22 protein-coding genes are annotated in these 22,973 nt (G+C 53.7%); 8 read left to right on the forward strand and 14 right to left on the reverse strand.

Annotated features, from left to right (window positions below):
• Positions 1-5 precede the first annotated feature (5 nt).
• From recO to rpoE, 9 genes are all read right to left on the reverse strand, one after another.
• On the reverse strand, positions 6-713 hold the full coding sequence (recO, locus tag IPZ49_RS02355) for a DNA repair protein RecO (protein WP_015572142.1): 708 nt from the start codon (positions 711-713) through the stop codon (positions 6-8).
• Between the two features lie 17 nt (positions 714-730).
• Positions 731-1,636 (reverse strand): GTPase Era, encoded by a 906-nt coding sequence (gene era / locus IPZ49_RS02360; protein WP_022649038.1) that lies wholly within the window; start codon positions 1,634-1,636, stop codon positions 731-733.
• Entirely contained in the window at positions 1,633-2,313 is a 681-nt protein-coding gene (gene rnc / locus IPZ49_RS02365) for a ribonuclease III (protein WP_023300736.1), read from the reverse strand. Before rnc ends, era begins: the two co-directional genes overlap by 4 nt.
• Positions 2,314-2,536: 223 nt before the next feature.
• Positions 2,537-3,511, reverse strand: coding sequence for a signal peptidase I (gene lepB, locus IPZ49_RS02370; RefSeq protein ID WP_023306724.1), 975 nt, complete (start codon positions 3,509-3,511; stop codon positions 2,537-2,539).
• A gap of 15 nt (positions 3,512-3,526) precedes the next feature.
• The gene (lepA, locus tag IPZ49_RS02375; RefSeq protein ID WP_022649041.1) at positions 3,527-5,332 is read right to left on the reverse strand and encodes a translation elongation factor 4; all 1,806 of its coding nucleotides are present in this window, start codon (positions 5,330-5,332) and stop codon (positions 3,527-3,529) included.
• A gap of 185 nt (positions 5,333-5,517) precedes the next feature.
• Positions 5,518-5,994, reverse strand: coding sequence for a SoxR-reducing system protein RseC (rseC, locus tag IPZ49_RS02380; protein ID WP_022649042.1), 477 nt, complete (start codon positions 5,992-5,994; stop codon positions 5,518-5,520).
• Positions 5,991-6,944: a sigma-E factor regulatory protein RseB gene (gene rseB, locus IPZ49_RS02385; RefSeq protein ID WP_022649043.1), complete on the reverse strand. Its 954-nt coding sequence runs from the start codon at positions 6,942-6,944 to the stop codon at positions 5,991-5,993. The genes rseC and rseB overlap by 4 nt, the downstream gene beginning before the upstream one ends.
• Positions 6,944-7,594 carry an anti-sigma-E factor RseA gene (gene rseA, locus IPZ49_RS02390; protein WP_022649044.1) on the reverse strand — a complete coding sequence of 217 codons (651 nt, stop codon included), beginning with the start codon at positions 7,592-7,594 and terminating at the stop codon, positions 6,944-6,946. The genes rseB and rseA overlap by 1 nt, the downstream gene beginning before the upstream one ends.
• 31 nt (positions 7,595-7,625) lie before the next feature.
• A complete protein-coding gene (gene rpoE / locus IPZ49_RS02395) occupies positions 7,626-8,201 on the reverse strand; it encodes an RNA polymerase sigma factor RpoE (protein WP_006176728.1) in 576 nt (191 codons plus the stop codon).
• A gap of 425 nt (positions 8,202-8,626) precedes the next feature.
• Between rpoE and nadB the strand changes: the two genes are divergently transcribed.
• Positions 8,627-10,246 (forward strand): L-aspartate oxidase, encoded by a 1,620-nt coding sequence (nadB, locus tag IPZ49_RS02400; protein WP_063146779.1) that lies wholly within the window; start codon positions 8,627-8,629, stop codon positions 10,244-10,246.
• On the opposite strand, the gene IPZ49_RS02405 is transcribed toward nadB, so the two are convergent.
• Positions 10,231-10,968 carry a tRNA1(Val) (adenine(37)-N6)-methyltransferase gene (locus IPZ49_RS02405; protein WP_058677483.1) on the reverse strand — a complete coding sequence of 246 codons (738 nt, stop codon included), beginning with the start codon at positions 10,966-10,968 and terminating at the stop codon, positions 10,231-10,233. The two genes, nadB and IPZ49_RS02405, sit on opposite strands and share 16 nt — an antisense overlap.
• A gap of 132 nt (positions 10,969-11,100) precedes the next feature.
• Here IPZ49_RS02405 and srmB point away from each other — a divergent pair, with 132 nt between their 5' ends.
• Complete coding sequence (srmB, locus tag IPZ49_RS02410; RefSeq protein WP_022649047.1) at positions 11,101-12,429, forward strand: ATP-dependent RNA helicase SrmB; 1,329 nt, start codon at positions 11,101-11,103, stop codon at positions 12,427-12,429.
• Between the two features lie 52 nt (positions 12,430-12,481).
• Here the strand turns inward: srmB and grcA are convergent, their stop codons facing one another.
• Positions 12,482-12,865: an autonomous glycyl radical cofactor GrcA gene (gene grcA, locus IPZ49_RS02415; protein ID WP_063146780.1), complete on the reverse strand. Its 384-nt coding sequence runs from the start codon at positions 12,863-12,865 to the stop codon at positions 12,482-12,484.
• A gap of 314 nt (positions 12,866-13,179) precedes the next feature.
• Between grcA and ung the strand changes: the two genes are divergently transcribed.
• Positions 13,180-13,869 (forward strand): uracil-DNA glycosylase, encoded by a 690-nt coding sequence (gene ung / locus IPZ49_RS02420; protein WP_038416527.1) that lies wholly within the window; start codon positions 13,180-13,182, stop codon positions 13,867-13,869.
• A gap of 39 nt (positions 13,870-13,908) precedes the next feature.
• Here ung and IPZ49_RS02425 read toward each other — a convergent pair whose 3' ends face one another.
• Positions 13,909-14,994, reverse strand: a complete 1,086-nt coding sequence (locus IPZ49_RS02425) for a tRNA/rRNA methyltransferase (RefSeq protein WP_023300740.1) — start codon at positions 14,992-14,994, stop codon at positions 13,909-13,911.
• Between the two features lie 204 nt (positions 14,995-15,198).
• On the opposite strand from IPZ49_RS02425, the gene trxC reads away from it, so the two are divergent.
• From trxC to IPZ49_RS02450, 5 genes are all read left to right on the forward strand, one after another.
• Positions 15,199-15,618, forward strand: coding sequence for a thioredoxin TrxC (gene trxC, locus IPZ49_RS02430; protein WP_003860733.1), 420 nt, complete (start codon positions 15,199-15,201; stop codon positions 15,616-15,618).
• A 70-nt stretch (positions 15,619-15,688) separates the two neighbouring features.
• Positions 15,689-16,387 (forward strand): tRNA-uridine aminocarboxypropyltransferase, encoded by a 699-nt coding sequence (tapT, locus tag IPZ49_RS02435; protein ID WP_022649050.1) that lies wholly within the window; start codon positions 15,689-15,691, stop codon positions 16,385-16,387.
• 35 nt (positions 16,388-16,422) lie between these two features.
• Positions 16,423-19,086: a protein lysine acetyltransferase gene (gene pat / locus IPZ49_RS02440; RefSeq protein WP_063146781.1), complete on the forward strand. Its 2,664-nt coding sequence runs from the start codon at positions 16,423-16,425 to the stop codon at positions 19,084-19,086.
• Positions 19,087-19,195: 109 nt separating this feature from the next.
• Positions 19,196-20,551 (forward strand): CDP-diacylglycerol--serine O-phosphatidyltransferase, encoded by a 1,356-nt coding sequence (gene pssA, locus IPZ49_RS02445; RefSeq protein ID WP_023306731.1) that lies wholly within the window; start codon positions 19,196-19,198, stop codon positions 20,549-20,551.
• Positions 20,552-20,597: 46 nt separating this feature from the next.
• Entirely contained in the window at positions 20,598-20,921 is a 324-nt protein-coding gene (locus IPZ49_RS02450) for a YfiM family lipoprotein (RefSeq protein ID WP_022649053.1), read from the forward strand.
• Here the strand turns inward: IPZ49_RS02450 and IPZ49_RS02455 are convergent.
• Both IPZ49_RS02455 and IPZ49_RS02460 read right to left on the reverse strand, forming a co-directional pair.
• Positions 20,918-22,225: an MFS transporter gene (locus tag IPZ49_RS02455; protein ID WP_038416531.1), complete on the reverse strand. Its 1,308-nt coding sequence runs from the start codon at positions 22,223-22,225 to the stop codon at positions 20,918-20,920. The genes IPZ49_RS02450 and IPZ49_RS02455 overlap by 4 nt on opposite strands.
• Before the next feature lie 151 nt (positions 22,226-22,376).
• Entirely contained in the window at positions 22,377-22,829 is a 453-nt protein-coding gene (locus tag IPZ49_RS02460; protein WP_063146782.1) for a DUF4385 domain-containing protein, read from the reverse strand.
• Positions 22,830-22,973: the final 144 nt, after the last annotated feature.

The following is a 22,973-nucleotide window of genomic DNA, read 5'->3' on the forward strand; positions in this document are numbered from 1 at the left end:
AAACATTAGCGTTTCGGCATAAACTGCCTGAATAATTCGCGGCTCTTTAAAGGTTTGCCCCCAAGATACGGCTTGAGCGCGATTCGGGTAAAGCGTTTTGCCGCACGCAGGGTGTCGGCGTCCGGGAACTCGCGTTCATACAGTGCTCTGAGCTGGCGCCCGGTAAAAGTGCTGTTATCGACGACGACACTGGCAATAAAGCCCTTTTCCTCACGATAGCGATAGGTCATGGTGTCTTCTACCTCGTCTCCGCTTCCCGCACAGTGCAGAAAATCAACGCCGTAACCAAGGTGCCCGAGCAGCGCCAGTTCGAAACGACGCAGCACAGGCTCAGGGGTGCCGGTTGCGCCAGCAAGTGCCTGAATACAGTGCAGGTAATCAAAGAAAAGTTCAGAGAAGCGGGTCTCATGTTCAAGAACCCGTGAAATGAGTTCGTTGACATACAAACCGCTGTAGAGCGTGATACCAGAAAGAGGAAGCGCCAGGGAGACGGCTTCAGCACTGCGCAGGGTTTTGACTTCCCCTCGCCCGCCAAAGCGGACCAGCAGCGGGGTGAAAGGCTGCAAGGCACCTTTCAGATTAGAACGTCTGGAACGTGCGCCTTTGGCAACAAGGCGCACGCGACCGGACTCTTCCGTGAAGACGTCCAGCATCAGGCTGGTTTCGCTCCAGGGACGACTATGCAGGACAAAGGCGCGCTGCCATCCATCCATATGCTCGTCGTCTTAGGTTACTGATCTTCGCCGTAACCGAGGCTGCGCAGCGCACGCTCATCATCGGCCCAGCCAGATTTCACTTTCACCCACAGTTCCAGGTGAACCGGTGCTTCAAACATGTCCATCATGTCTTTACGGGCTTCGATTCCGATAGTTTTGATCTTGGCACCTTTATTGCCGATCACCATCTTCTTCTGCCCTTCTCGCTCAACGAGGATCAGACCGTTAATATCGTAGCCGCCACGCTCGTTGCTCTGGAAACGCTCGATCTCCACCGTCACAGAGTACGGCAGTTCAGCGCCCAGGAAACGCATCAGCTTCTCACGGATGATTTCAGACGCCATAAAACGCTGAGAGCGATCGGTGATGTAGTCTTCCGGGAAGTGATGAGTCGCTTCCGGCAGATGTTTACGCACGATGCCCGCGATGGTATCGACGTTCAGACCCGTTTCCGCAGACAGCGGGACGATGTCCAGGAAGTTCATCTGGCTGCCCAGCCATTGCAGATGCGGCAGCAGATCGGCTTTTTCCTGCACGTTGTCCACTTTATTGACCGCGAGGATCACCGGCGTTTTGCCGTCACGCAGCTTGTTCAGGACCATTTCGTCGTCCGGCGTCCAGCGGGTGCCTTCCACAACGAAAATCACCAGCTCTACATCGCCAATGGAGCTGCTCGCCGCCTTGTTCATCAGACGGTTGATGGCACGCTTCTCTTCCATGTGCAGGCCCGGGGTATCGACGTAGATCGCCTGATACGCGCCTTCAGTATGGATACCAACGATGCGGTGACGCGTGGTCTGCGCCTTACGCGAGGTAATGGAAATCTTCTGTCCAAGCAGATTATTCAACAGGGTGGATTTGCCAACGTTCGGACGTCCGACGATGGCAATAAATCCGCAATACGTTTTTTCTTCGCTCATTCCAGCTCCAGCATTTTTAACGCCTGTTCGGCGGCAGCCTGTTCAGCCTTACGACGGCTTGAACCCGTGCCGACCACCGGTTCACTCAGGCCACTGACCTGGCAATGGATGGTAAATTCCTGATCGTGCGCTTCGCCACGTACCTGCACCACCAGATAGGATGGCAGCGGGAGGTGACGACCCTGCAAATATTCTTGCAGACGCGTTTTCGGATCTTTTTGTTTATCGCCCGGGCTGATTTCGTCCAGACGGGTCTGATACCAGTTCAGGATCATCTTTTCTACGGTCTGGATATCGCTGTCCAGGAACACGCCACCGATTAATGCCTCGACCGTATCGGCAAGAATGGATTCACGACGGAACCCACCACTTTTCAGCTCACCCGGCCCCAGACGCAGACACTCACCCAGCTCAAACTCGCGTGCGATTTCAGCGAGGGTGTTGCCGCGCACCAGCGTGGCGCGCATGCGGCTCATATCACCTTCGTCCACACGCGGAAAACGATGATAAAGCGCATTTGCAATCACGAAACTTAAAATAGAGTCGCCTAAAAACTCGAGACGCTCATTATGTTTGCTGCTGGCACTGCGATGGGTTAATGCCTGTTGCAACAACTCCTGATGATGAAAAGTGTAGCCCAGCTTCCGTTGAAGCCGATTAATTACGATGGGGTTCATGCGATACCAATAAATGAATGCGTCAAAAATGCAGCACACGAAACCGACCTGAGAAAACCAACGCGGTTTCGTGTGCCGTGGCACCCTTGCAGGGCCAACCTTAAACTTCGGGGGAATATTCTATACGCAACGACAGGGGATGTCGTTAGTTCAAAGAGATTTATCGCTGAAATAATTCACGTAGCGGCGAATAAAAGCCGCTACGTGTTATTTTTGACGAAAATTAATGAATTCCGCCAATACGATTCAGGCGAACGCCGGTCGGCCACTCGCCTTCCTGCTTCTCGAAACTCATCCAGATAGCGGTTGCTTTACCGACCAGATTCGCTTCCGGCACAAAGCCCCAGTAACGGCTGTCCGCAGAGTTATCGCGGTTGTCACCCATCATGAAGTAGTGTCCCGGCGGCACAATCCAGGTCGCCAGCTGCTGGCCCGGCTGCTGGTAGTACATTGCCAGCTGGTCCTGTGCGATTGGCACAGTCAGAATGCGGTGAGTGACATCGCCCAGCGTCTCTTTGCGTTCAACCAGACGAATACCGTTCTCTTTGGTTTCACCTTTTGGCACCTGGAAGAATCCGCTGGTCGCTTCACCGCCATTACGGCGGGCGAAGGTCTGCACAAAATCACCTGGCTCAACGTTGGAGTAAGTGACTGGCAGCGCATTTTCACATGCAGTTCCAGAGCTACAGCCTGGCTGAATCCTCACTTCCTTCGCTATCGGATCGTAGGTTACTTTATCGCCCGGCAGACCTACCGCGCGTTTAATATAATCCAGCCGTGGATCTTCCGGATATTTAAACACCACGATGTCGCCACGTTTCGGATGACCCGTTTCGATCAGCGTTTTCTGGTAGATCGGATCTTTGATGCCATAGGCAAACTTCTCAACCAGAATGAAATCACCGATCAGCAGCGTTGGCATCATCGATCCTGACGGGATCTGGAACGGTTCATAGATAAATGAACGCACCACCAGCACAATCGCCAGCACCGGGAAGACCGATGCCCCTGTTTCCAGCCAGCCCGGTTTTGGGCCGACTTTTTTCAGGGTTTTCGCGTCCAGCGTATCGCCCGCGGCAGCCTGCGCGGCAGCCTGACGTTCACGGCGTTTTGGGGCGAAGATAAACTTATCCAGGCACCATAACAGACCTGTTACCAGGGTAGCGATGACCAGGATCAGGGCAAACATGTTCGCCATGCCAACTCCTTAAGGTTATTTACCGTTTCCGTCTTTACCAACATGAAGGATGGCAAGGAATGCTTCCTGCGGCAGCTCAACGTTACCGACCTGCTTCATACGCTTCTTACCTTCTTTCTGCTTCTGCAACAGCTTTTTCTTACGGCTGACGTCGCCGCCGTAGCACTTAGCCAGAACGTTTTTACGCAACTGCTTCACGGTTGAACGGGCAATGATGTGGTTACCAATGGCCGCCTGAATCGCAATGTCAAACTGCTGACGCGGGATCAGCTCTTTCATCTTCTCAACCAGCTCACGACCACGGTACGGTGCGTTATCGTTGTGGGTGATCAGCGCCAGGGCATCAACACGCTCGCCGTTGATCAGCACGTCCACGCGAACCATGTTGGAGGCCTGGAAGCGTTTGAAGTTGTAGTCCAGTGACGCATAGCCACGGGAGGTAGACTTCAGACGGTCGAAGAAGTCGAGCACCACTTCCGCCATCGGAATTTCATAGGTCAGCGCCACCTGGTTACCGTGGTACACCATGTTGGTCTGCACGCCACGCTTCTCAATACACAGGGTGATCACGTTGCCGAGGAACTCCTGCGGCAGCAGCATGTGACACTCTGCGATAGGCTCGCGCAGTTCCTGAATATTATTCAGCGGCGGGAGCTTGGAAGGGCTGTCGACGTAGATGACCTCTTTCGACGTGGTTTCTACTTCGTAGACAACCGTCGGGGCGGTGGTGATCAGATCCAGATCGTATTCACGCTCCAGACGTTCCTGAATGATCTCCATGTGCAGCAGACCGAGGAAGCCACAGCGGAAGCCGAAGCCCAGCGCCGTTGAGCTTTCTGGCTCATAGAACAGGGAAGCATCATTGAGGCTCAGCTTTCCGAGCGCATCGCGGAAGTTTTCGTAATCGTCGGAGCTGACCGGGAACAGACCCGCATAAACCTGCGGTTTCACCTTTTTGAAGCCTGGCAGCGCTTTATCTGCCGGGTTACGTGCGCCGGTCAGGGTATCGCCCACTGGCGCGCCGAGGATGTCTTTAATTGCACAGACCAGCCAACCCACTTCGCCGCATTTCAGTTCGGTACGGTCAACCTGTTTTGGCGTGAAGATGCCAAGGCGGTCAGCGTTGTAGACCTGCCCGGTGCTCATGACCTTGATTTTGTCGCCTTTACGCATGGTACCGTTTTTAATACGCACCAGCGAGACAACACCCAGGTAGTTATCAAACCAGGAGTCGATGATCAGCGCCTGGAGCGGCGCATCCGGGTCACCTTCCGGCGGCGGAATGTCACGCACCAGACGTTCCAGTACATCCGGAACACCTACGCCGGTTTTTGCCGAGCAGCGCACTGCATCGGTCGCATCGATACCGACGATGTCTTCAATTTCTTCCGCTACGCGCTCAGGATCGGCGGCTGGCAGGTCGATTTTATTCAGAACCGGCACCACTTCGAGATCCATTTCCATGGCGGTATAGCAGTTTGCCAGCGTCTGGGCCTCTACGCCCTGCCCGGCATCCACCACCAGCAGCGCGCCTTCGCAGGCCGCCAGCGAGCGTGACACTTCATAAGAGAAGTCAACGTGCCCTGGGGTGTCGATAAAGTTCAGCTGGTAGGTTTCACCATCGGAAGCCTTATAGTCGAGCGTCACGCTCTGGGCTTTAATGGTAATACCGCGTTCGCGTTCCAGGTCCATGGAGTCCAGAACCTGGGCTGCCATTTCACGATCAGACAGGCCACCGCAAATCTGGATAATACGGTCAGACAGCGTCGACTTACCGTGGTCAATGTGAGCAATGATCGAAAAGTTACGTATGTTCTTCATATAGTTAAATAATTATGCCTTACGAATTCCTGGAGGCCGCTGTTCTTAGCCTGACGTTTTTCAGTGCGAAAACGCAGCATTCTACACTACAACCTCGTCTGCTGGAAATGCACTTAGAGTCAGGTATAGCGCGAAGAGACGGCGTTTACTTTATTGCGATGTAAATAATAATAAAGCCCGGCAGATCACCGGGCCTCAGAAGAGAGCGTCTCAACACGAAGTTGGTCGGGTGCCAGTGCAACGCTGAGAATGACGGGCTGCCAGGCTTCCCGGGCGGTAAGCCTTGGGGAAACGCCTTTAGCAAGCCAGAACCCGCCCACACCGCCCAAGGCGGCACCGCACATGGCGGCCAAATCTGTGCCGAACAGCATCTGGAAAACCCCGCCCATCACGAAAAGTCCGGCGAGCGGAGAAAGGTAAACCAGTATGGCGGAAGTGAGCAGGCTGCCTTCAGCGATGCCGAGCTCCACTTTTTGCCCTGCCACCAGCGGCTGATCGCTCGACACAGCAATAGTGTGCGACGTTTGCGGCCCCAGCTTATTCAATACGCGGCTGCCGCAACCGGCTCGCGAAGCGCAGCTGCTGCATGATGCTTTAACGTCACAGCTGACAAGCGCTACGCCATCCTGCCAGGATACGACCGTCGCCCACTCTTTAATCATTGCGCAGCCCTGAATTTAATGCTGTCTGAAATACGTTTTGCTGTTGGCGGCGGTAATTCACCAACAATGGTAATTTCCGCATTATCGCGTACCGTCGTGCTAACCGTCCGGCGACCGGTACGGAGCATCTGTTCGGAACTGTTCGCCGTAGCGCGATTGATATTCACCGAGAAGCTAAATAGCCCATCGGAATAGAGGCGCGATTCAACCGGTGTTTCGATAGTCGGCAGCTGGCGACGGCTGCTGGATACTTCGCTGAATCCTTGCGGGATCCAGGAAGGTACCCAGTTGAAATTGACAGAATCGCCGGCAGGTACGGAAAGCAAAGGCGGCAGGCTGGCTTTGGCCAGATTCTGCATACTGTTGCCAACCTGACCGTTCACGTCGAAGGAGATCACGCGGAACTGCTCCAGCGTTTCACCGTCGCGATCGAGCAGATCAACGCGCATCGGCAGCTTCGTCTCTGCGTCAATCCAGACGATATAGCTGTAACGTGTCCCATCCCGCGCGACTACGCGGATCACTTCGCACAACCTGTCGGCAATACGCGTTCGCCCCACCGAGATAAAATCATAGTAGGGGGCGAGACGTTTAAAATCGGTGTAAATGAGCGATGGCAGGGAATCAACGATGTAGTCACCATTGAGCGTAAACGGCTCAAGGCCTGGCTCGAAATAGCTGATTTCGTTCCCACGCTGGACCACTTCCCGACGCGGGCCATCCATCTGTAAAAGCTGGGCGAGCGGCTGATTATCAAGGCGGGCGTGGCGATAGCGTAACGATTCGACACCCTGCTTATTGATGCTAATAAATGCCAACTCGTAATTGAGTGACTGGCTGGCCAGATTCATTTGCTGCAACAACGCCCCGGATGAAACATCAGCCGAGGCGTTAGCAGAGAAGAACAGGCTACCCGCCATCAAAGACATGGCGAACCAAAGTTGCTTCATTACTGCGATTGCGTTCCTAAAGTTTGGTTTCCTGGCACCTGCACAGCAGCCTGCTGGGTTTGGGCCTGCTCAAACTGAAGCTGCTCGGAGTGCAGACGACGCTGCAACTCGTAATCCTGCAACATCGCATTAATGCGACGACGCTGCTCCTGTACCTGCTGTTGCTGTCCGCCGCTTGCGGAGGCATCTGCCGGTACGCCCAGGCTAACCGGACTGGCTTTACCCATCATCGGCAGCGTATTGAACACTGGCGCTTCAGGCTGCTGACTGGCTTCAGACTGGGTATTATAGTGCTGGACCCCAACGATAACTGCAAGCGATACACACGCAGCGACTCCCATCTGGGTGAGCTGGCTGGCCCATGGACGCACCTTGTGCCAGAACGGCATTTTCTGCCATTGGTGAGGTGCAGGCTGCGCTTCAGGAATAAGCGGCGTGGTCTGATGAACAGGTTCGTTCTCAATGGCCGCCATAACGCGTGCTGAGATATCGAAATGGAGAACATCGCTGGTATCACCCCGCAGAGTGTCGCGGATAAGATGATAGTTCTCCCAGGTCTGTTGCATTTCGGGAGAATGAGACAACTCATCGAGCAGCTCACTATCCAGCATTTCACCATCCATTAAAGCGGAAAGTTTTTCTTTCTGCATGCCTAATACCTTTTCCAGTATCCCGCTATCGTCAACGCCTGATAAGCGGTTGAACTTTATTATCAATGGCTTCTCGCGCACGGAAAATTCGTGAACGAACCGTGCCGACCGGACAATCCATGATGGCGGCTATCTCTTCATAGCTTAGGCCATCCAGCTCCCGTAACGTAATTGCCATGCGTAAATCTTCCGGGAGCGACTCGATCGTGCGAAAAACGATTTGTCTCAGTTCTTCTGACAACATTAAGTTCTCAGGGTTCGAAATTTCTTTCAGCGCGCCGCCACTTTCGAAGTTTTCTGCATCGATAGCGTCAACATCACTTGAAGGCGGACGACGCCCCTGAGCAACCAAATAATTCTTAGCCGTATTGACTGCAATACGATACAGCCAGGTATAAAAAGCACTATCCCCCCGGAATGAATCCAGCGCGCGATAGGCCTTAATAAAAGACTCTTGTACCACATCAGGAACATCGCCTGACGGTACATAGCGGGAAACCAGACTCGCTACCTTATGCTGGTAGCGCACCACCAGTAGGTTAAAAGCTTTCTGATCTCCCTTCTGGACCCGTTCAACCAGGACCTGGTCCGTTAACTGCTCGCTCATCCGAGGTAATGTCTCCCCAAACCAAATTCCACGCGTTATCGAAACGCCACTCTAACAACATTGCACTTTGAGCAAGCACCGCATTAGAGCGTCTGTTCTTCAATAAGTTCCGTAACGCCTTTGTTTTTGTTCATCGCGCCGCAGACCGTTCATTTTCTCTCATTATAAGTCTGTTCACGATACGCACCCGCTTTCTGACAAGAATCATTAACTTTATCGTCAGAAGAGTAACGCAACACAGGCTTTATTTCACCACAAAATCTGAAGCTAACGATCTGCTTCGCAAAATAATTCCAGTCATTTAGCGATGATTTAACTTCCGGCCATCCGTTTAGTCATTGCAACACGCTTCAAAAAAAACGTGCGATAACTCGCATCACAATGCTATTCTGCCCAGACCATGTTTAGTAAATTAAACAAACATCATGAATACAACGCCTGAACTCCATTGTGATGTACTGATTATCGGCAGCGGTGCTGCTGGCCTCTCCCTCGCGCTGCGCCTGGCGGAACATCAGAACGTAATCGTGCTGAGTAAAGGGCCGATGAGCGAAGGTTCCACCTTCTATGCACAAGGCGGTATTGCCGCCGTGTTTGATGAAACGGACAGCATTGCCTCACACGTAGAAGACACTCTGATTGCCGGTGCCGGGATCGTGGATGAGCATGCCGCAGAGTTTGTCGCCAGCAATGCCCGCCACTGCGTGCAATGGCTTATCGACCAGGGCGTGCTGTTTGATACGCAGGTTCAGCCTAATGGTGAAGAGAGCTATCATCTGACCCGTGAAGGCGGACACAGCCATCGCCGTATTCTGCACGCTGCTGATGCAACAGGAAAAGCGGTTGAAACCACATTGGTCAGCAAAGCCCTCAGCCATCCCAATATTCGGGTGCTGGAGCGCAGTAACGCCGTCGACCTGATTATTTCCGATAAAATTGACCTGCCCGGCACGCGCCGTGTTGTCGGCGCATGGGTGTGGAATCGGAATAAAGAGAAGGTGGAAACCTGCCAGGCTAAAGCCGTTGTGCTGGCGACCGGCGGCGCCTCCAAGGTTTACCAGTACACGACTAACCCGGATATCGCCTCCGGAGACGGTATCGCCATGGCCTGGCGCGCAGGCTGCCGCGTAGCGAATATGGAGTTTAATCAGTTCCATCCTACCGCCCTGTTCCACCCGCAGGCACGTAACTTCCTGTTAACTGAAGCGTTGCGCGGCGAAGGCGCGTATCTCAAGCGACCGGACGGTTCCAGGTTTATGCCGGACTTCGACCCCCGAGGTGAACTTGCCCCGCGGGATATCGTGGCCCGCGCCATTGACCACGAGATGAAGCGGCTTGGCGTGGACTGTATGTATCTGGACATTAGCCATAAACCGGCAGACTTTATTCGCCAGCACTTCCCGATGATTTATGAAAAGCTGCGGAGTCTGGGTATCGATTTAACCCGCGATCCGGTGCCGATTGTGCCTGCCGCTCACTATACCTGTGGCGGGGTGATGGTTGACGATCATGGTCGTACCGACGTGGATGGTTTGTATGCGATCGGCGAGGTCAGTTACACCGGCCTGCATGGTGCGAATCGCATGGCATCAAACTCATTGCTGGAGTGTCTGGTGTATGGGTGGTCGGCTGCGGAAGATATAACCAAACGCATGCCCTATGCACGTCCAACAACGCACCTGCCAGCATGGGATGAAAGTCGAGTAGAGAACCCGGACGAACTGGTGGTTATCCAGCATAACTGGCACGAGCTGCGGCTTCTCATGTGGGATTATGTCGGGATTGTACGCACAACGAAGCGTCTGGAACGCGCGTTACGCCGCATCATGATGTTACAGCAGGAAATTGATGAATATTACGCCAACTTCCGCGTTTCCAATAATCTGCTGGAGCTGCGCAACCTTGTGCAGGTTGCCGAGCTGATTGTACGCTGTGCGATGATGCGCAAAGAGAGTCGTGGCCTGCATTATACGCTGGACTATCCCGACCCGCTGGAAACGTCCGGCCCGTCGGTGTTGACGCCGCAGGTTCACATAAACAGATAAAAGGCCTGGGTCAGGGCAGTGTAATCTTCGGAATAACGCTGGTCTGGCCCGCGAATAACCATCCTGTCGGTAAAGCACTCCCCCTCTTTCGGCGAGAGCGCCAGCAACACACGGTGCGGTAAGCGACCTTCCGTATCCGAAATATCGGTACGAAGACGCAAACTCCAGCCGATATCCCGAGCGATCTCAATGAAGGTGTTACCCGTGCTTTCGGGCAAGACCACGCAGAAAAATCCCTCTTCCGAGATGAGTTCCGCCGCGCTGGTCAGTAGCGCCTTGTGATCGAGCGAGCCGGTGTAACGTGCCTGCTCGCGTTCCGGCGTTCCACACTCCACACCTGGCGTGAAATACGGCGGATTGCTGACGATCAAATCGTAACGCGCAGTCTGCTCCAGTGCCCAGGTCAGGACATCGGCACATTCCACCCTGATCCGTTCTGCCCACGGAGAATCGGCAGCGTTTTCGCTTGCCTGCTGGGCCGCCTGAGGATCAAGCTCAACGGCGTCGATAGTGACGTGTTCTTCGGTACGCTGCGCCAGCATCAGCGCCTGAAGTCCGCTGCCCGTACCAATATCCAGAATGCGTTTTACACCTGCGACAGGGGCCCATGCACCCAGTAAAATACCGTCTGTACCGACTTTCATTGCGCAACGATCGTGCGCCACAAAAAATTGTTTAAACGTAAAACCATCGCGGCGCAACTGCGCTTTGAGTTGAGACATGTCAGGGCAACCTTCTGTGTGAAACTGGAGTAGCATAGGGGAAAGCGAAGTGGTCGAAAAGCGATATCCATACAAACAGATGAAGATTACAGCCGTAACGTCTATAATCAGCGCCCCACACAGAGGTAGAACATGACTGTAACGACTTTTTCCGAACTTGAACTCGATGAAAGCCTGCTCAATGCTCTTGAGAGTAAAGGCTTTACACGCCCGACCGCCATTCAGGCCGCGGCCATTCCGCCTGCGCTTGAGGGCCGCGATGTGCTCGGTTCTGCGCCAACCGGCACGGGGAAGACAGCAGCCTACTTGCTGCCTGTGTTGCAGCATTTGCTCGATTTTCCGCGTAAAAAATCAGGGCCGCCGCGCATTTTGATCCTGACCCCGACCCGTGAACTGGCGATGCAGGTTGCCGAACACGCGCGTGAGCTGGCGGCGAACACCCATCTGGATATCGCGACCATCACCGGCGGCGTAGCGTATATGAACCACGCCGAAGTGTTCAGCGAAAACCAGGATATCGTTGTCGCGACGACAGGCCGTCTGCTGCAATACATAAAAGAAGAGAACTTCGACTGCCGGGCGGTGGAAACGCTGATTCTCGATGAAGCTGACCGCATGCTGGACATGGGCTTTGCCCAGGATATCGAACACATCGCGGGTGAAACGCGCTGGCGTAACCAGACAATGCTGTTCTCGGCAACCCTTGAAGGGGATGCCATTAAAGATTTCGCCGAACGTCTGCTGGAAGATCCGGTGGAAGTGTCCGCTACGCCATCGACGCGTGAGCGTAAGAAGATCCACCAGTGGTACTACCGCGCAGATAACCTTGAGCATAAAGTTGAGTTGCTGAAACATCTGCTGAAGCAGGAAGAAGCAACCCGTACCATCGTCTTCGTACGTAAACGCGAGCGCGTGCATGAGCTGGCAGAAATGCTCCGCAACGCTGGCATCAACAACTGCTATCTCGAAGGTGAAATGGCACAGGTTAAGCGTACCGAAGGGATTAAGCGCCTGACCGATGGTCGCGTGAATGTGCTGGTTGCAACCGACGTTGCCGCGCGCGGGATCGACATCCCGGACGTGAGCCATGTGATCAACTTTGATATGCCTCGCAGCGGTGATACTTACCTGCACCGTATTGGTCGTACCGGCCGTGCGGGCCGCAAAGGGATTGCTATTTCTCTGGTAGAAGCGCACGACCATCTGCTGCTCCAAAAAATTGGCCGCTACGTTGATGAGCCGCTAAAAGCTCGTGTGATTGACGAACTTCGTCCGACGACACGTGCGCCGAGTGAAAAAATGACGGGTAAACCGTCCAAGAAAGCGCTCGCGAAACGTGCTGAGAGAAAAGAGAAAGAAAAAGAGAAGCCGCGCGTGAAGCAGCGCCACCGCGATACCAAAAATATTGGTAAGCGCCGTAAGCCAAGTTCTGCTGCGCCAGAGACAAAAACTGAAGAGTAAAAAAAAGCCGGGACATTCCCGGCTTTTTTATTCCACCCCCGAAGCTGAAACCTTACAGGCTTTCAGTAAAGGTACGGGCGATAACGTCGCGCTGCTGTTCCGGAGTCAGAGAGTTGAAACGCACCGCATAGCCAGACACACGGATGGTCAGCTGCGGGTATTTTTCTGGGTTCTCAACAGCATCCATCAGCGTTTCACGACGCAGGACGTTAACGTTCAGGTGCTGACCACCTTCCACGCGCACTTCTGGTTGCACTTGCATTGGAATTTCACGGTATTCAATTTCGCCCAGTTTGCTCACCGGAATGATTTCGTCTTCCGCAAAACCTGCTTTCGCTACTACACAGCGCGCTTCGTTTTTCTCGCTGTCCAGCAGCCAGAAAGAGTTCAGCAGATCGTCATTTGCAGCTTTAGTAATCTGGATACCTGTAATCATGTGTTGCCTCCCTTAGGCTACATTAACTGATGCTGGCCTTTTGCGGCCAATTGGTAAAACCATTGTTTGTTGTGTGTATATATAACATTCAGACCCGGGTGATTTATTGATTTAAATCAACAAAATCACTAACCACATAAAGAGTGTGGTCTGAATTTTTTGTTTTAGATCAATTTTAATGATTTACCAATTCAACTTACCCTGCCTGGTTTTCAACATAAATTGAGACACTTAGCCGCTTTTCCGCGGGTAATTTTGCTCACCAGGCATTAGCAGGTAAGCTAGGCAGAGAATGAAATTCGCAGGAGAGCGAGATGACAACACCTTTAACCTGGCATGACGTGCTGGCAGAAGAGAAGCAGCAGCCCTATTTTATTAATACCCTCAGTACCGTTGCGGCTGAACGGCAGGCCGGCCAGATAATTTATCCACCGCAGAAAGATGTATTTAACGCCTTTCGCTACACCGAACTGAGCGACGTGAAGGTGGTTATACTGGGGCAGGATCCGTACCATGGTCCCGGGCAGGCTCACGGACTGGCATTTTCCGTGCGTCCGGGCGTGGCCATTCCCCCTTCTCTGCTGAATATGTATAAAGAGCTGGAAGGAACGATTCCGGGTTTCACCCGCCCTAATCACGGTTATCTGGAAAGCTGGGCGCGCCAGGGCGTGCTGTTGCTGAATACCGTATTAACCGTCCGGGCGGGTCAGGCACACTCCCACGCCAGTCTGGGATGGGAAACCTTTACCGATAAGGTTATCAGCCTAATCAATGAGCATCGTGAAGGCGTCGTGTTTTTACTCTGGGGTTCACATGCCCAAAAGAAAGGGGCGATTATCGATCGTCAGCGCCATCACGTACTGAAAGCACCGCACCCGTCGCCGCTGTCTGCGCATCGCGGTTTCTTTGGCAGTAACCATTTTGTTCTGACGAATGAGTGGCTGGAAAAGCGTGGCGAAAAGCCGATTGACTGGATGCCTGTGTTACCGGCAGAGAGTGAGTAGGGTTTGAATGTGCCGGGTCAGGCCCGGCACATATAAGGCTTATGCCTTGTTCTGACGCCACCATTCGGCCAGCAGCACGCCGGTCGCAACGGATACGTTCAGGCTTTCAACGTTGCCAGTGCCGTCGATAGAAACGCTCATGTCAGCGCTGGAGAGTGCCGCATCAGACAGACCATCGCGCTCCTGACCTAACACCAGCACCATTTTGCGCGGCAACGTCGCTTTAAACAGCGGCGTAGCGGCACGGCTTGAGGTGGTGACAATGGTGTAGCCCGCGTTACGGAATTGCTCAAGGGCCTCCAGCACGCTGTCGCCGGTGATCGGCTGAACATGCTCAGCACCGCCTTCCGCGGTACGGATTGCCGCACCGGATTCCAGCAGCGCGGCATCCTGCAACAGAACGCCTTTCACGCCAAAGTGCGCGCAGCTACGCATCATAGCGCCCAGGTTATGCGGGTTACCCACATCTTCCAGCGCCAGCACACAGTCATCGGCATCCGCCTGGCTGACCCACTGCTGCACGGTGGTGCCGTTACGTTTTTTGATCAGGAAGCAGACGCCGCCGTGGTGTTCAGTCCCGGACGCTTTTGTCAGCTCGGCATCGTCAACCACGTGGTAGGCTTTACGGTTCGCCGCCATCCAGCGCAGCGCTTCTTTAAAGCGCGGGGTCACGCTCTGGATAAACCATGCGCGAACGATACACTCCGGGCGGCTCTGGAACAGGGCCTGACAGGCGTTCTCGCCATATACACGGGTTTCTTCCGCACGCTGACGACGCAGCACTTCCGGATCGATAAAGCTTTTTCCGCTGATACCGCCGTGATCGGCTTTTTCGGTCGCCTCTTCACCGGGCGCGCGCGAAACGGTACGCCATGGCGATCCACCGTCGCGGACAAAATCATCGCGTTTGCGATCGTCACGCTTACGGTCATCACGTTTGCGGTCATCGCCGCGGTTATTTCTGTCATCGCGGGCGGGGCGACGGCCACCGTCTGCACGAGAAGACGCCGGACGCCCGCCACCTTTTCCGGTACGCGGATTTTGGGTGCGTTTATCAGAGTCATCATCACTGCGGACATACATCACTTTGACCTTGCCGCTTTTGTTTTTCATTTCGTCGTTCATGCTTTTCTCCACCAGCGCTGCGCGAAGCGCGCAGATTACCCGATGTGCAAGCTCATAGCCATAATTTCGTACAAAAGCCTGTGACTATTGTTCCCATTGAATAAAACGCGTTGTCGATTTATACAGGCTCACTGATAATATGTAACATATCAGAAACATTATCGGCGTTCTGCCGTTGTTCCAAGGCTCTATCAGAGGTTAGTTATGAATACCGTATGTGCCAACTGTCAGGCTTTAAACCGCATTCCGGACGATCGGATGGATGACGGTGCGAAATGCGGGCGTTGTGGCCACGAATTATTTGATGGCGATGTCATTAACGCGACGGGTGCTACGCTGGACAAACTCCTCAAGGACGATCTGCCGGTTGTGGTCGATTTCTGGGCACCGTGGTGCGGCCCCTGCCGTAACTTTGCGCCCATCTTCGAAGACGTGGCTGAAGAGCGCAGCGGGAAAATGCGTTTTGTTAAAGTGAATACCGAAGCGGAACGTGAACTCAGCGCCCGTTTTCGCATTCGCAGCATTCCAACCATTATGATTTTCAAAAATGGGGAAGTGATCGACATGCTCAATGGTGCAGTACCGAAGGCGCCTTTCGACAGCTGGTTAAACGAATCCCTGTAACATTCACGGGGCACATCTTGTGCCCCGTTCTCTCCTCTGCGAAAATGGGTTTTTTCCTGCCTTTTCGCCCATGACTGATAACGCTGTACTTCAATTACGCGCCGAGCGCCTTGCGCGCGCAACCCGCCCTTTTCTGGCCCGAGGCAATCGTATTCGCCGCTGCCAGCGCTGCCTTTTACCGCTGAAAGTGTGTCTGTGCGAAACGCTTGCACCGAGCGAGGCTAAAAGCCGTTTTTGTCTGGTCATGTTCGATACCGAACCGATGAAGCCCAGCAACACGGGGCGTTTGATCGCCGATATTCTGCCCAATACCGCAGCATTTCAGTGGTCGCGCACTGAGCCACCTCAGGCTCTGCTTGACCTGGTGGCAAACCCGGACTATCAGCCCATGGTCGTTTTCCCGGCATCATATGCAGGCGAACAACGCCAGGTGCTTACGGCGCCACCATCCGGTAAGCCGCCGCTGTTTATTATGCTCGACGGCACCTGGACCGAAGCAAGAAAGATGTTTCGCAAAAGCCCTTATCTTGATGCGCTGCCGGTGATTTCCGTCGATCTGTCGCGCGTTTCGGCCTATCGCTTACGAGAAGCGCATGCCGAGGGTCAATATTGCACCGCTGAAGTCGCCATTGCGCTACTGGATCTGGCGGGCGATACCCAGGCGGCCAGCGCATTAAGCTCCCACTTCTCCTGCTTCCGCGAACGTTATCTGGCAGGAAAAACCGTTCATAAGGGTAGCGTCACAGCAACAGAGACAGAAAGCGTTTAAAATCATCAGGTCGCTTGCATTCACAGGAGGCCTGCATGAGCCAGAGAGGGTTAGAAGCGCTACTCCGTCCGAAATCCATTGCCGTTATTGGCGCCTCGATGAAACCGGACCGCGCAGGGTATCTGATGATGCGTAACCTGCTGGCTGGCGGGTTTAACGGCCCGGTCATGCCCGTTACGCCCGCTTATAAAGCGGTACAGGGGGTGCTGGCGTGGCCGGACGTGCAAAGTTTACCGTTTGTTCCCGACCTCGCCGTGCTCTGTACGCATGCGAAACGAAACCTCGAATTGCTTGAGTCGCTCGGTCAGAAAGGCTGTAAAACCTGCATTATTCTTTCCTCGCCTCCTGAACAGCAGCCCGAACTGCTGGCCTGCGCCAGCCGCTACCAGATGCGCATTCTTGGTCCAAATAGCCTCGGTCTGCTTGCGCCCTGGCAAGGGCTGAATGCCAGTTTTTCCCCGGTTCCGATCCGTAAAGGCAAACTGGCCTTTATTTCACAGTCGGCAGCGGTATCCAATACCATCCTCGACTGGGCGCAGCAGCGTGAGATGGGCTTTTCCTATTTCATCGCCCTCGGCGACAGCCTGGACATTGACGTCGATGAGCTGCTGGATTTCCTGGCGCGTGACAGCAAAACCAGCGCTATCCTGCTCTACCTTGAACACCTGAGCGACGCCCGTCGTTTTGTGTCGGCGTCGCGTAGCGCATCGCGTAATAAACCGATTCTGGTCATCAAAAGCGGGCGCAGCCCCGCGGCTCAGCGCCTGCTGCATTCCCATTCCGGGATGGATCCCGCATGGGATGCAGCGATCCAGCGCGCCGGTTTACTGCGGGTACAGGATACGCACGAGCTTTTTTCCGCCGTCGAAACGTTGAGCCACATGCGTCCCCTGCGCGGTGAAAAGCTGATGATTGTCAGCAACGGAGCCGCTCCCGCCGCCCTGGCGCTGGACGAGCTCTGGCTACGCAACGGCAAGCTGGCCACGCTGGGTGAAGAGACGCTCCAGCGCCTGCGGGACGCGTTACCGGGAAGCGTTGTTCCCGATAATCCCCTCGATTTGCGCGATGATGCCAGCAGCGATCGTTACATTAAGGCGATCACGATTTTGCTGGATAGCCAGGACTTTGATGCGCTGATGATTATCCATTCGCCCAGCGCGGTTGCGCCAGGCAGCGAAAGTGCACGAACGCTGATTGAGGCTGTCCGAAACCATCCGCGCGGCAAATACGTCACCCTGCTGACCAACTGGTGCGGCGAGTTCTCCTCGCAGGAAGCGCGACGTCTGTTTAGTGAAGCCGGGTTGCCAACCTACCGTACGCCAGAGGGCACCATAACCGCGTTTATGCATATGGTTGAGTACCGCCGCAACCAGAAGCAGCTGCGTGAAACGCCTGCCCTACCGGGCAACCTCACAGCAAATTCGGTGGACGTACACAGTTTATTGCAACAGGCCATCGAAGAGGGCGCCACTTCGCTTGATACGCATGAAGTGCAACCCATTCTTGGCTGCTATGGGATGCAAACACTGCCGACCTGGATTGCCGGTGACAGCGCTGAGGCGGTACATATCGCTGAGCAGATTGGCTATCCGGTCGCGCTGAAGCTGCGCTCCCCCGATATTCCGCACAAATCGGATGTTCAGGGCGTCATGCTGTATCTGCGCACCGCGACAGAAGTACAACAGGCCGCGGATGCCATTATCGATCGCGTTAAAATGACGTGGCCACAGGCCCGGATCCACGGCCTGCTGGTGCAGAGCATGGCTAACCGAGCAGGTGCGCAGGAGCTGCGCGTGGTCGTCGAACACGATCCGGTTTTTGGTCCACTTATTATGCTGGGTGAAGGCGGCGTTGAATGGCGGCCAGAAGAACAAGCGGCTGTCGCGCTTCCACCTCTAAACATGAACCTGGCGCGTTATTTGGTTATTCAGGCCATCAAAAGTAAAAAAATCCGCGGCAGAAGCGCTCTGAGGCCGCTTGATATCGCCGGGTTAAGCCAGTTTCTGGTGAAGGTCTCCAACCTCATTGTTGACTGTGCGGAGATCCAGCGCCTGGACATCCACCCGCTCCTCGCTTCCGGAAATGAATTCACTGCCCTCGACGTGACGCTGGAAATTGCGCCATTTGTCGGTGACCGGGAAAGCCGTCTCGCCATTCGTCCTTATCCTCTCCATCTGGAAGAGTGGGTGGAGATGAAAAATGGAGAGCGGGCACTGTTTCGCCCTATCCTGCCGGAAGACGAGCCGCTGCTGCGAGCGTTCATCTCGCAGGTGACGAAAGAAGATTTGTACTATCGCTATTTCAGCGAAATTAATGAATTTACCCACGACGATTTAGCCAATATGACCCAGATCGACTACGATCGAGAAATGGCGATTGTGGCGGTCCGCCGTTCCGCAGAGGGAGAAGAGATCCTCGGCGTGACGCGTGCCATTTCCGACCCGGATAACGTGGATGCGGAGTTTGCCGTACTGGTGCGTTCCGATCTTAAAGGTTTGGGTTTGGGCAGACGGCTGCTCGAAAAACTCATTGGTTATACGCGCGATCACGGATTGTCACGGCTCAATGGCATTACTATGCCAAATAATCGGGGTATGGTGACCCTGGCGCGGAAGCTCGGTTTTGACGTTGATATCCAGCTGGATGAAGGCATTGTCTCTTTGTCCCTCAGCCTGACTTCGACGGATAAACAAGAGTAAGCTGCTGGAAATGTTACCCACTTTTCCCGGCACTGGGGTATCATTGTCCGCTTATGTTGTTTGCCTGGTACAGACAACCCTTCAATGAACAGAGAAGAAACGCACTGTGATGTTGTCAAAATTTAAGCGTAATAAACATCAACAACACCTTGCTCAACTACCGAAGATTTCTCAGTCAGTTGATGATGTAGAGTTCTTTTATGCTCCCGCTCATTTCCGGGAGACGCTTCTTGAAAAGATTGCCAGCGCTACGCGACGTATTTGCATTGTGGCGCTCTATCTTGAACAAGATGAAGGTGGGCGTGCGATCCTGAACGCGCTCTATGAAGCGAAACGTCAGCGTCCGGAACTGGATGTTCGCGTGCTGGTTGACTGGCACCGTGCTCAGCGTGGCCGTATTGGTGCGGCTGCCTCGAATACCAATGCTGACTGGTATTGCCGCATGGCCCAGGAAAATCCGGGTATTGATATACCGGTATATGGCGTACCGGTGAATACCCGTGAAGCGCTTGGCGTTCTTCATTTTAAAGGATTTATCATTGATGACAGCGTCCTTTATAGCGGCGCCAGTCTGAATGATGTGTATCTCCATCAGCTCGATAAATACCGTTACGATCGCTACCATCTTATCCGTAATCCGCAGATGACCGACATCATGTTCAACTGGGTTGATAAAAACCTGGTTCATGGCCGGGGTGTGCACCGTCTTGACGATCCTCATCGCCCGAAAAGCCCGGAAATCAAAAACGACGTTCGCTCCTTCCGCCAGGAGCTGCGCGATGCGGTTTATCGTTTCCAGGGTGATGCCAATAATGAAGAACTGTCCGTTACGCCTCTGGTAGGCCTGGGTAAATCCAGCCTCCTGAACAAGACTATCTTCCATTTGATGCCGTGCGCGGAGCATAAGCTCACCATCTGCACCCCGTACTTCAACCTTCCCGCCGTTCTGGTGCGTAATATCATTCAGTTGCTGCGTGATGGTAAAAAGGTGGAAATCATTGTCGGGGATAAAACGGCAAACGACTTTTTCATTCCGGAAGATCAGCCTTTCAAGATCATCGGCGCACTGCCTTATCTCTATGAGATTAACCTGCGCCGCTTTCTGAGCCGTTTACAGTACTATGTGAACACGGACCAGCTCGTCGTGCGCCTCTGGAAAGATGAAGATAACAGCTATCATCTCAAAGGAATGTGGGTTGATGACGAGTGGATGCTGCTGACCGGTAATAACCTGAACCCACGCGCCTGGCGTCTGGATTTGGAAAACGCCATTCTGATTCACGATCCTCAGCATGCGTTAGCCGCGAAACGCGATCGTGAGCTGGAGCTTATACGCACGCATACCACAGTGGTTCGTCATTATCGCGATCTGCAAAGCATCGCTGATTACCCGGTGAAAGTTCGCAAGCTGATTCGCCGTCTACGTCGGATCCGTATCGATCGCCTCATCAGCCGCATTCTGTAATACACGAGCCCTGTCATCGACGGGGCTTTTTTTATGGAGCCTGTTAATGCGTACGCCTTGCCTGATAATCCCTCTTTTGCTGACAGGTTGCAGCCATATGGCTAATGATAACTGGTCGGGTCAGGATAAAGCTCAGCACTTTCTGGCGTCTGCAATGATGTCCGCTGCGGGTAATGAGTATGCGCTGCACCAGGGTTATAGCAGGGATCGTAGTGCCACAATAGGCCTGATGTTCTCCATCAGCCTGGGGGCATCAAAAGAACTTTGGGATAGCCGCCCCTCGGGAAGTGGCTGGAGCTGGAAAGATTTTGCCTGGGACGTAGCCGGGGCAACAACCGGCTACGCCGTCTGGCAGATGGCGCATTATTAAAGGCGGATACCTTTTCCTTTGCGATGCAGCATCAGCGAGACAATAAACGCCAGCGCCCCCATAACGGTGACATACCAGAAGAAGGTCGTTTCACTGCCCCATGACTTAAGGGATAACGCGACATACTCTGCCGAACCGCCGAACAGGGCGTTTGCAACCGCATAAGAGAGGCCTACGCCCAGCGCCCTCACCTGTGCGGGAAACATTTCCGCTTTCAAAATGCCACTGATTGCCGTGTAAAAACTGATAATAATGAGCGCCACCATGATTAAAGCGAAAGCGGCATACGGAGAGGTTGTATGCTGTAGCGCCGTCAAAAGCGGAACGGTACCCAGGGTGAGCATGCCGCCAAAGATCAGCATGGAGGTACGGCGACCAATTTTGTCCGACAGCGCGCCGACAATCGGCTGGATGAGCATAAAGACGAGTAACGCCACCGTCATGACGACACTCGCAACGTTTGCATGCATGCCCGTGGTGTTAACCAGATATTTTTGCATGTAGGTGGTGAAGGTATAGAAACTTAGCGAGCCCGCGGCGGTAAAACCTAACACCATCAAAAATGCTTTGCGGTTTCGCCAGAGCCCCTTCATCGAGCCCGCCTCTTTCAGCGCCCTGACCTCCTGTTGAGAGGTTTCATCAAGCTGACGGCGTAGCCACAGGGCGACAACCGCCAGGGCAGCGCCCATAGCAAACGGGATGCGCCAGCCCCAGGCGCGCAAATCTTCATCGCTAAGGATTTGTTGCAGGATCACCACAACCAGTAACGCCAATAGCTGTCCGCCAATGAGGGTTACATACTGGAATGATGCATAGAAACCTTTGCGCCCTTCAACCGCCACTTCGCTCATGTATGTCGCACTGGTGCCATATTCGCCACCGACCGATAGCCCCTGGAACAGACGTGCCAGCAACAACAACGCCGGTGCCCATGTTCCGATAGTCTCATAACCGGGCAGGCAGGCAATCACCAGCGAGCCGACGCACATCATGCATACAGAGATGAGCATGGATGTCTTGCGCCCTTTCCTGTCCGCGATCCTGCCGAATAGCCAACCACCGATAGGGCGCATCAGGAACCCGGCGGCAAAAACGCCTGCGGTTTGCAAAAGCTGAGTTGTGGTGTTCCCTGACGGGAAAAAGATATGCGCAAAGTAGAGTGAACAAAATGAATAGACGTAAAAGTCAAACCACTCTACAAGGTTTCCTGATGAGGCCCCAACGATTGCCCAAACCCGACGGCGAGTATCCTTACCTGCCAAATTGGTGTTATCCGTATCTGCACTGGCTACGGTTTCTGTCATTTTAATATCCCCTGTCTCACATTGCGGGCCTTTGCCCACAAACAGTAAAACCGGATTTAAAACGAATCGTTAGGTAAATAAAATGTTTCCGATATGTTTCATTGCGTTTTGTGAAGTCGATCAGCTATCTAATTATTAGCGGACGCAGTAATTATCCCCAGGACTGCTGGTGGGCCTTTTTTCGCTGCAAGTAATCTTCGTCTGCACGAATTTTATCCCACCACTTTTTGAAGACTGCGGCTGCTTCTGCTTTTACTGGATCGTGATCGAGGGGTTTGACTTGTCGTTCCGCATCATACTTTTTACCGCCCTTATGATTCGCGTATCGCCGGGCGCGGGTATAGCCCATTTGTATGAATTTACGCGCCATATCCCTGCCTACAAAATCGTTTTTACTGCGGTACTCTTCAAATAGAGCGTATATCTCTTGTGCCGAACGCGCTGCGACTTCAGAATTTTTAAAACGCCAGTGTGGAAGGATTTCGCTTTTATAAGGCTCGACCATCAATACGCCCTGCTCACCCCGGCCAACCTGATACCGTTCGGGATGTTCGCGAAAATTTATATTTGCAAAATCTTGTTGGTAATCAAAAGGACGAGTCAAAGCGGCACCATTGTTAAAATCGTTTTAACAATTGTAGGCCGGATAAGGGGAAGCCGCCATCCGGCATGTTTTTCCGCGCACAAAGCAAAAAACCCCGCACCTTCCGGTACGGGGTTCTTCCTGATTGATGCCTGGCAGTTCCCT

It is taken from the genome of Enterobacter cloacae complex sp. S2 (assembly GCF_015159675.1).
GTDB lineage: Bacteria > Pseudomonadota > Gammaproteobacteria > Enterobacterales > Enterobacteriaceae > Enterobacter > Enterobacter intestinihominis.

What these genes read in the sequence shown, in the direction of transcription:
- recO (WP_015572142.1), bottom strand. Translation starts at nt 713, where the DNA reads ATGGATGGATGGCAGCGCGCCTTTGTCCTGCATAGTCGTCCCTGGAGC.
- era (WP_022649038.1), bottom strand. Translation starts at nt 1,636, where the DNA reads ATGAGCGAAGAAAAAACGTATTGCGGATTTATTGCCATCGTCGGACGT.
- rnc (WP_023300736.1), bottom strand. Translation starts at nt 2,313, where the DNA reads ATGAACCCCATCGTAATTAATCGGCTTCAACGGAAGCTGGGCTACACT.
- lepB (WP_023306724.1), bottom strand. Translation starts at nt 3,511, where the DNA reads ATGGCGAACATGTTTGCCCTGATCCTGGTCATCGCTACCCTGGTAACA.
- lepA (WP_022649041.1), bottom strand. Translation starts at nt 5,332, where the DNA reads ATGAAGAACATACGTAACTTTTCGATCATTGCTCACATTGACCACGGT.
- rseC (WP_022649042.1), bottom strand. Translation starts at nt 5,994, where the DNA reads ATGATTAAAGAGTGGGCGACGGTCGTATCCTGGCAGGATGGCGTAGCG.
- rseB (WP_022649043.1), bottom strand. Translation starts at nt 6,944, where the DNA reads ATGAAGCAACTTTGGTTCGCCATGTCTTTGATGGCGGGTAGCCTGTTC.
- rseA (WP_022649044.1), bottom strand. Translation starts at nt 7,594, where the DNA reads ATGCAGAAAGAAAAACTTTCCGCTTTAATGGATGGTGAAATGCTGGAT.
- rpoE (WP_006176728.1), bottom strand. Translation starts at nt 8,201, where the DNA reads ATGAGCGAGCAGTTAACGGACCAGGTCCTGGTTGAACGGGTCCAGAAG.
- nadB (WP_063146779.1), top strand. Translation starts at nt 8,627, where the DNA reads ATGAATACAACGCCTGAACTCCATTGTGATGTACTGATTATCGGCAGC.
- IPZ49_RS02405 (WP_058677483.1), bottom strand. Translation starts at nt 10,968, where the DNA reads ATGTCTCAACTCAAAGCGCAGTTGCGCCGCGATGGTTTTACGTTTAAA.
- srmB (WP_022649047.1), top strand. Translation starts at nt 11,101, where the DNA reads ATGACTGTAACGACTTTTTCCGAACTTGAACTCGATGAAAGCCTGCTC.
- grcA (WP_063146780.1), bottom strand. Translation starts at nt 12,865, where the DNA reads ATGATTACAGGTATCCAGATTACTAAAGCTGCAAATGACGATCTGCTG.
- ung (WP_038416527.1), top strand. Translation starts at nt 13,180, where the DNA reads ATGACAACACCTTTAACCTGGCATGACGTGCTGGCAGAAGAGAAGCAG.
- IPZ49_RS02425 (WP_023300740.1), bottom strand. Translation starts at nt 14,994, where the DNA reads ATGAACGACGAAATGAAAAACAAAAGCGGCAAGGTCAAAGTGATGTAT.
- trxC (WP_003860733.1), top strand. Translation starts at nt 15,199, where the DNA reads ATGAATACCGTATGTGCCAACTGTCAGGCTTTAAACCGCATTCCGGAC.
- tapT (WP_022649050.1), top strand. Translation starts at nt 15,689, where the DNA reads ATGACTGATAACGCTGTACTTCAATTACGCGCCGAGCGCCTTGCGCGC.
- pat (WP_063146781.1), top strand. Translation starts at nt 16,423, where the DNA reads ATGAGCCAGAGAGGGTTAGAAGCGCTACTCCGTCCGAAATCCATTGCC.
- pssA (WP_023306731.1), top strand. Translation starts at nt 19,196, where the DNA reads ATGTTGTCAAAATTTAAGCGTAATAAACATCAACAACACCTTGCTCAA.
- IPZ49_RS02450 (WP_022649053.1), top strand. Translation starts at nt 20,598, where the DNA reads ATGCGTACGCCTTGCCTGATAATCCCTCTTTTGCTGACAGGTTGCAGC.
- IPZ49_RS02455 (WP_038416531.1), bottom strand. Translation starts at nt 22,225, where the DNA reads ATGACAGAAACCGTAGCCAGTGCAGATACGGATAACACCAATTTGGCA.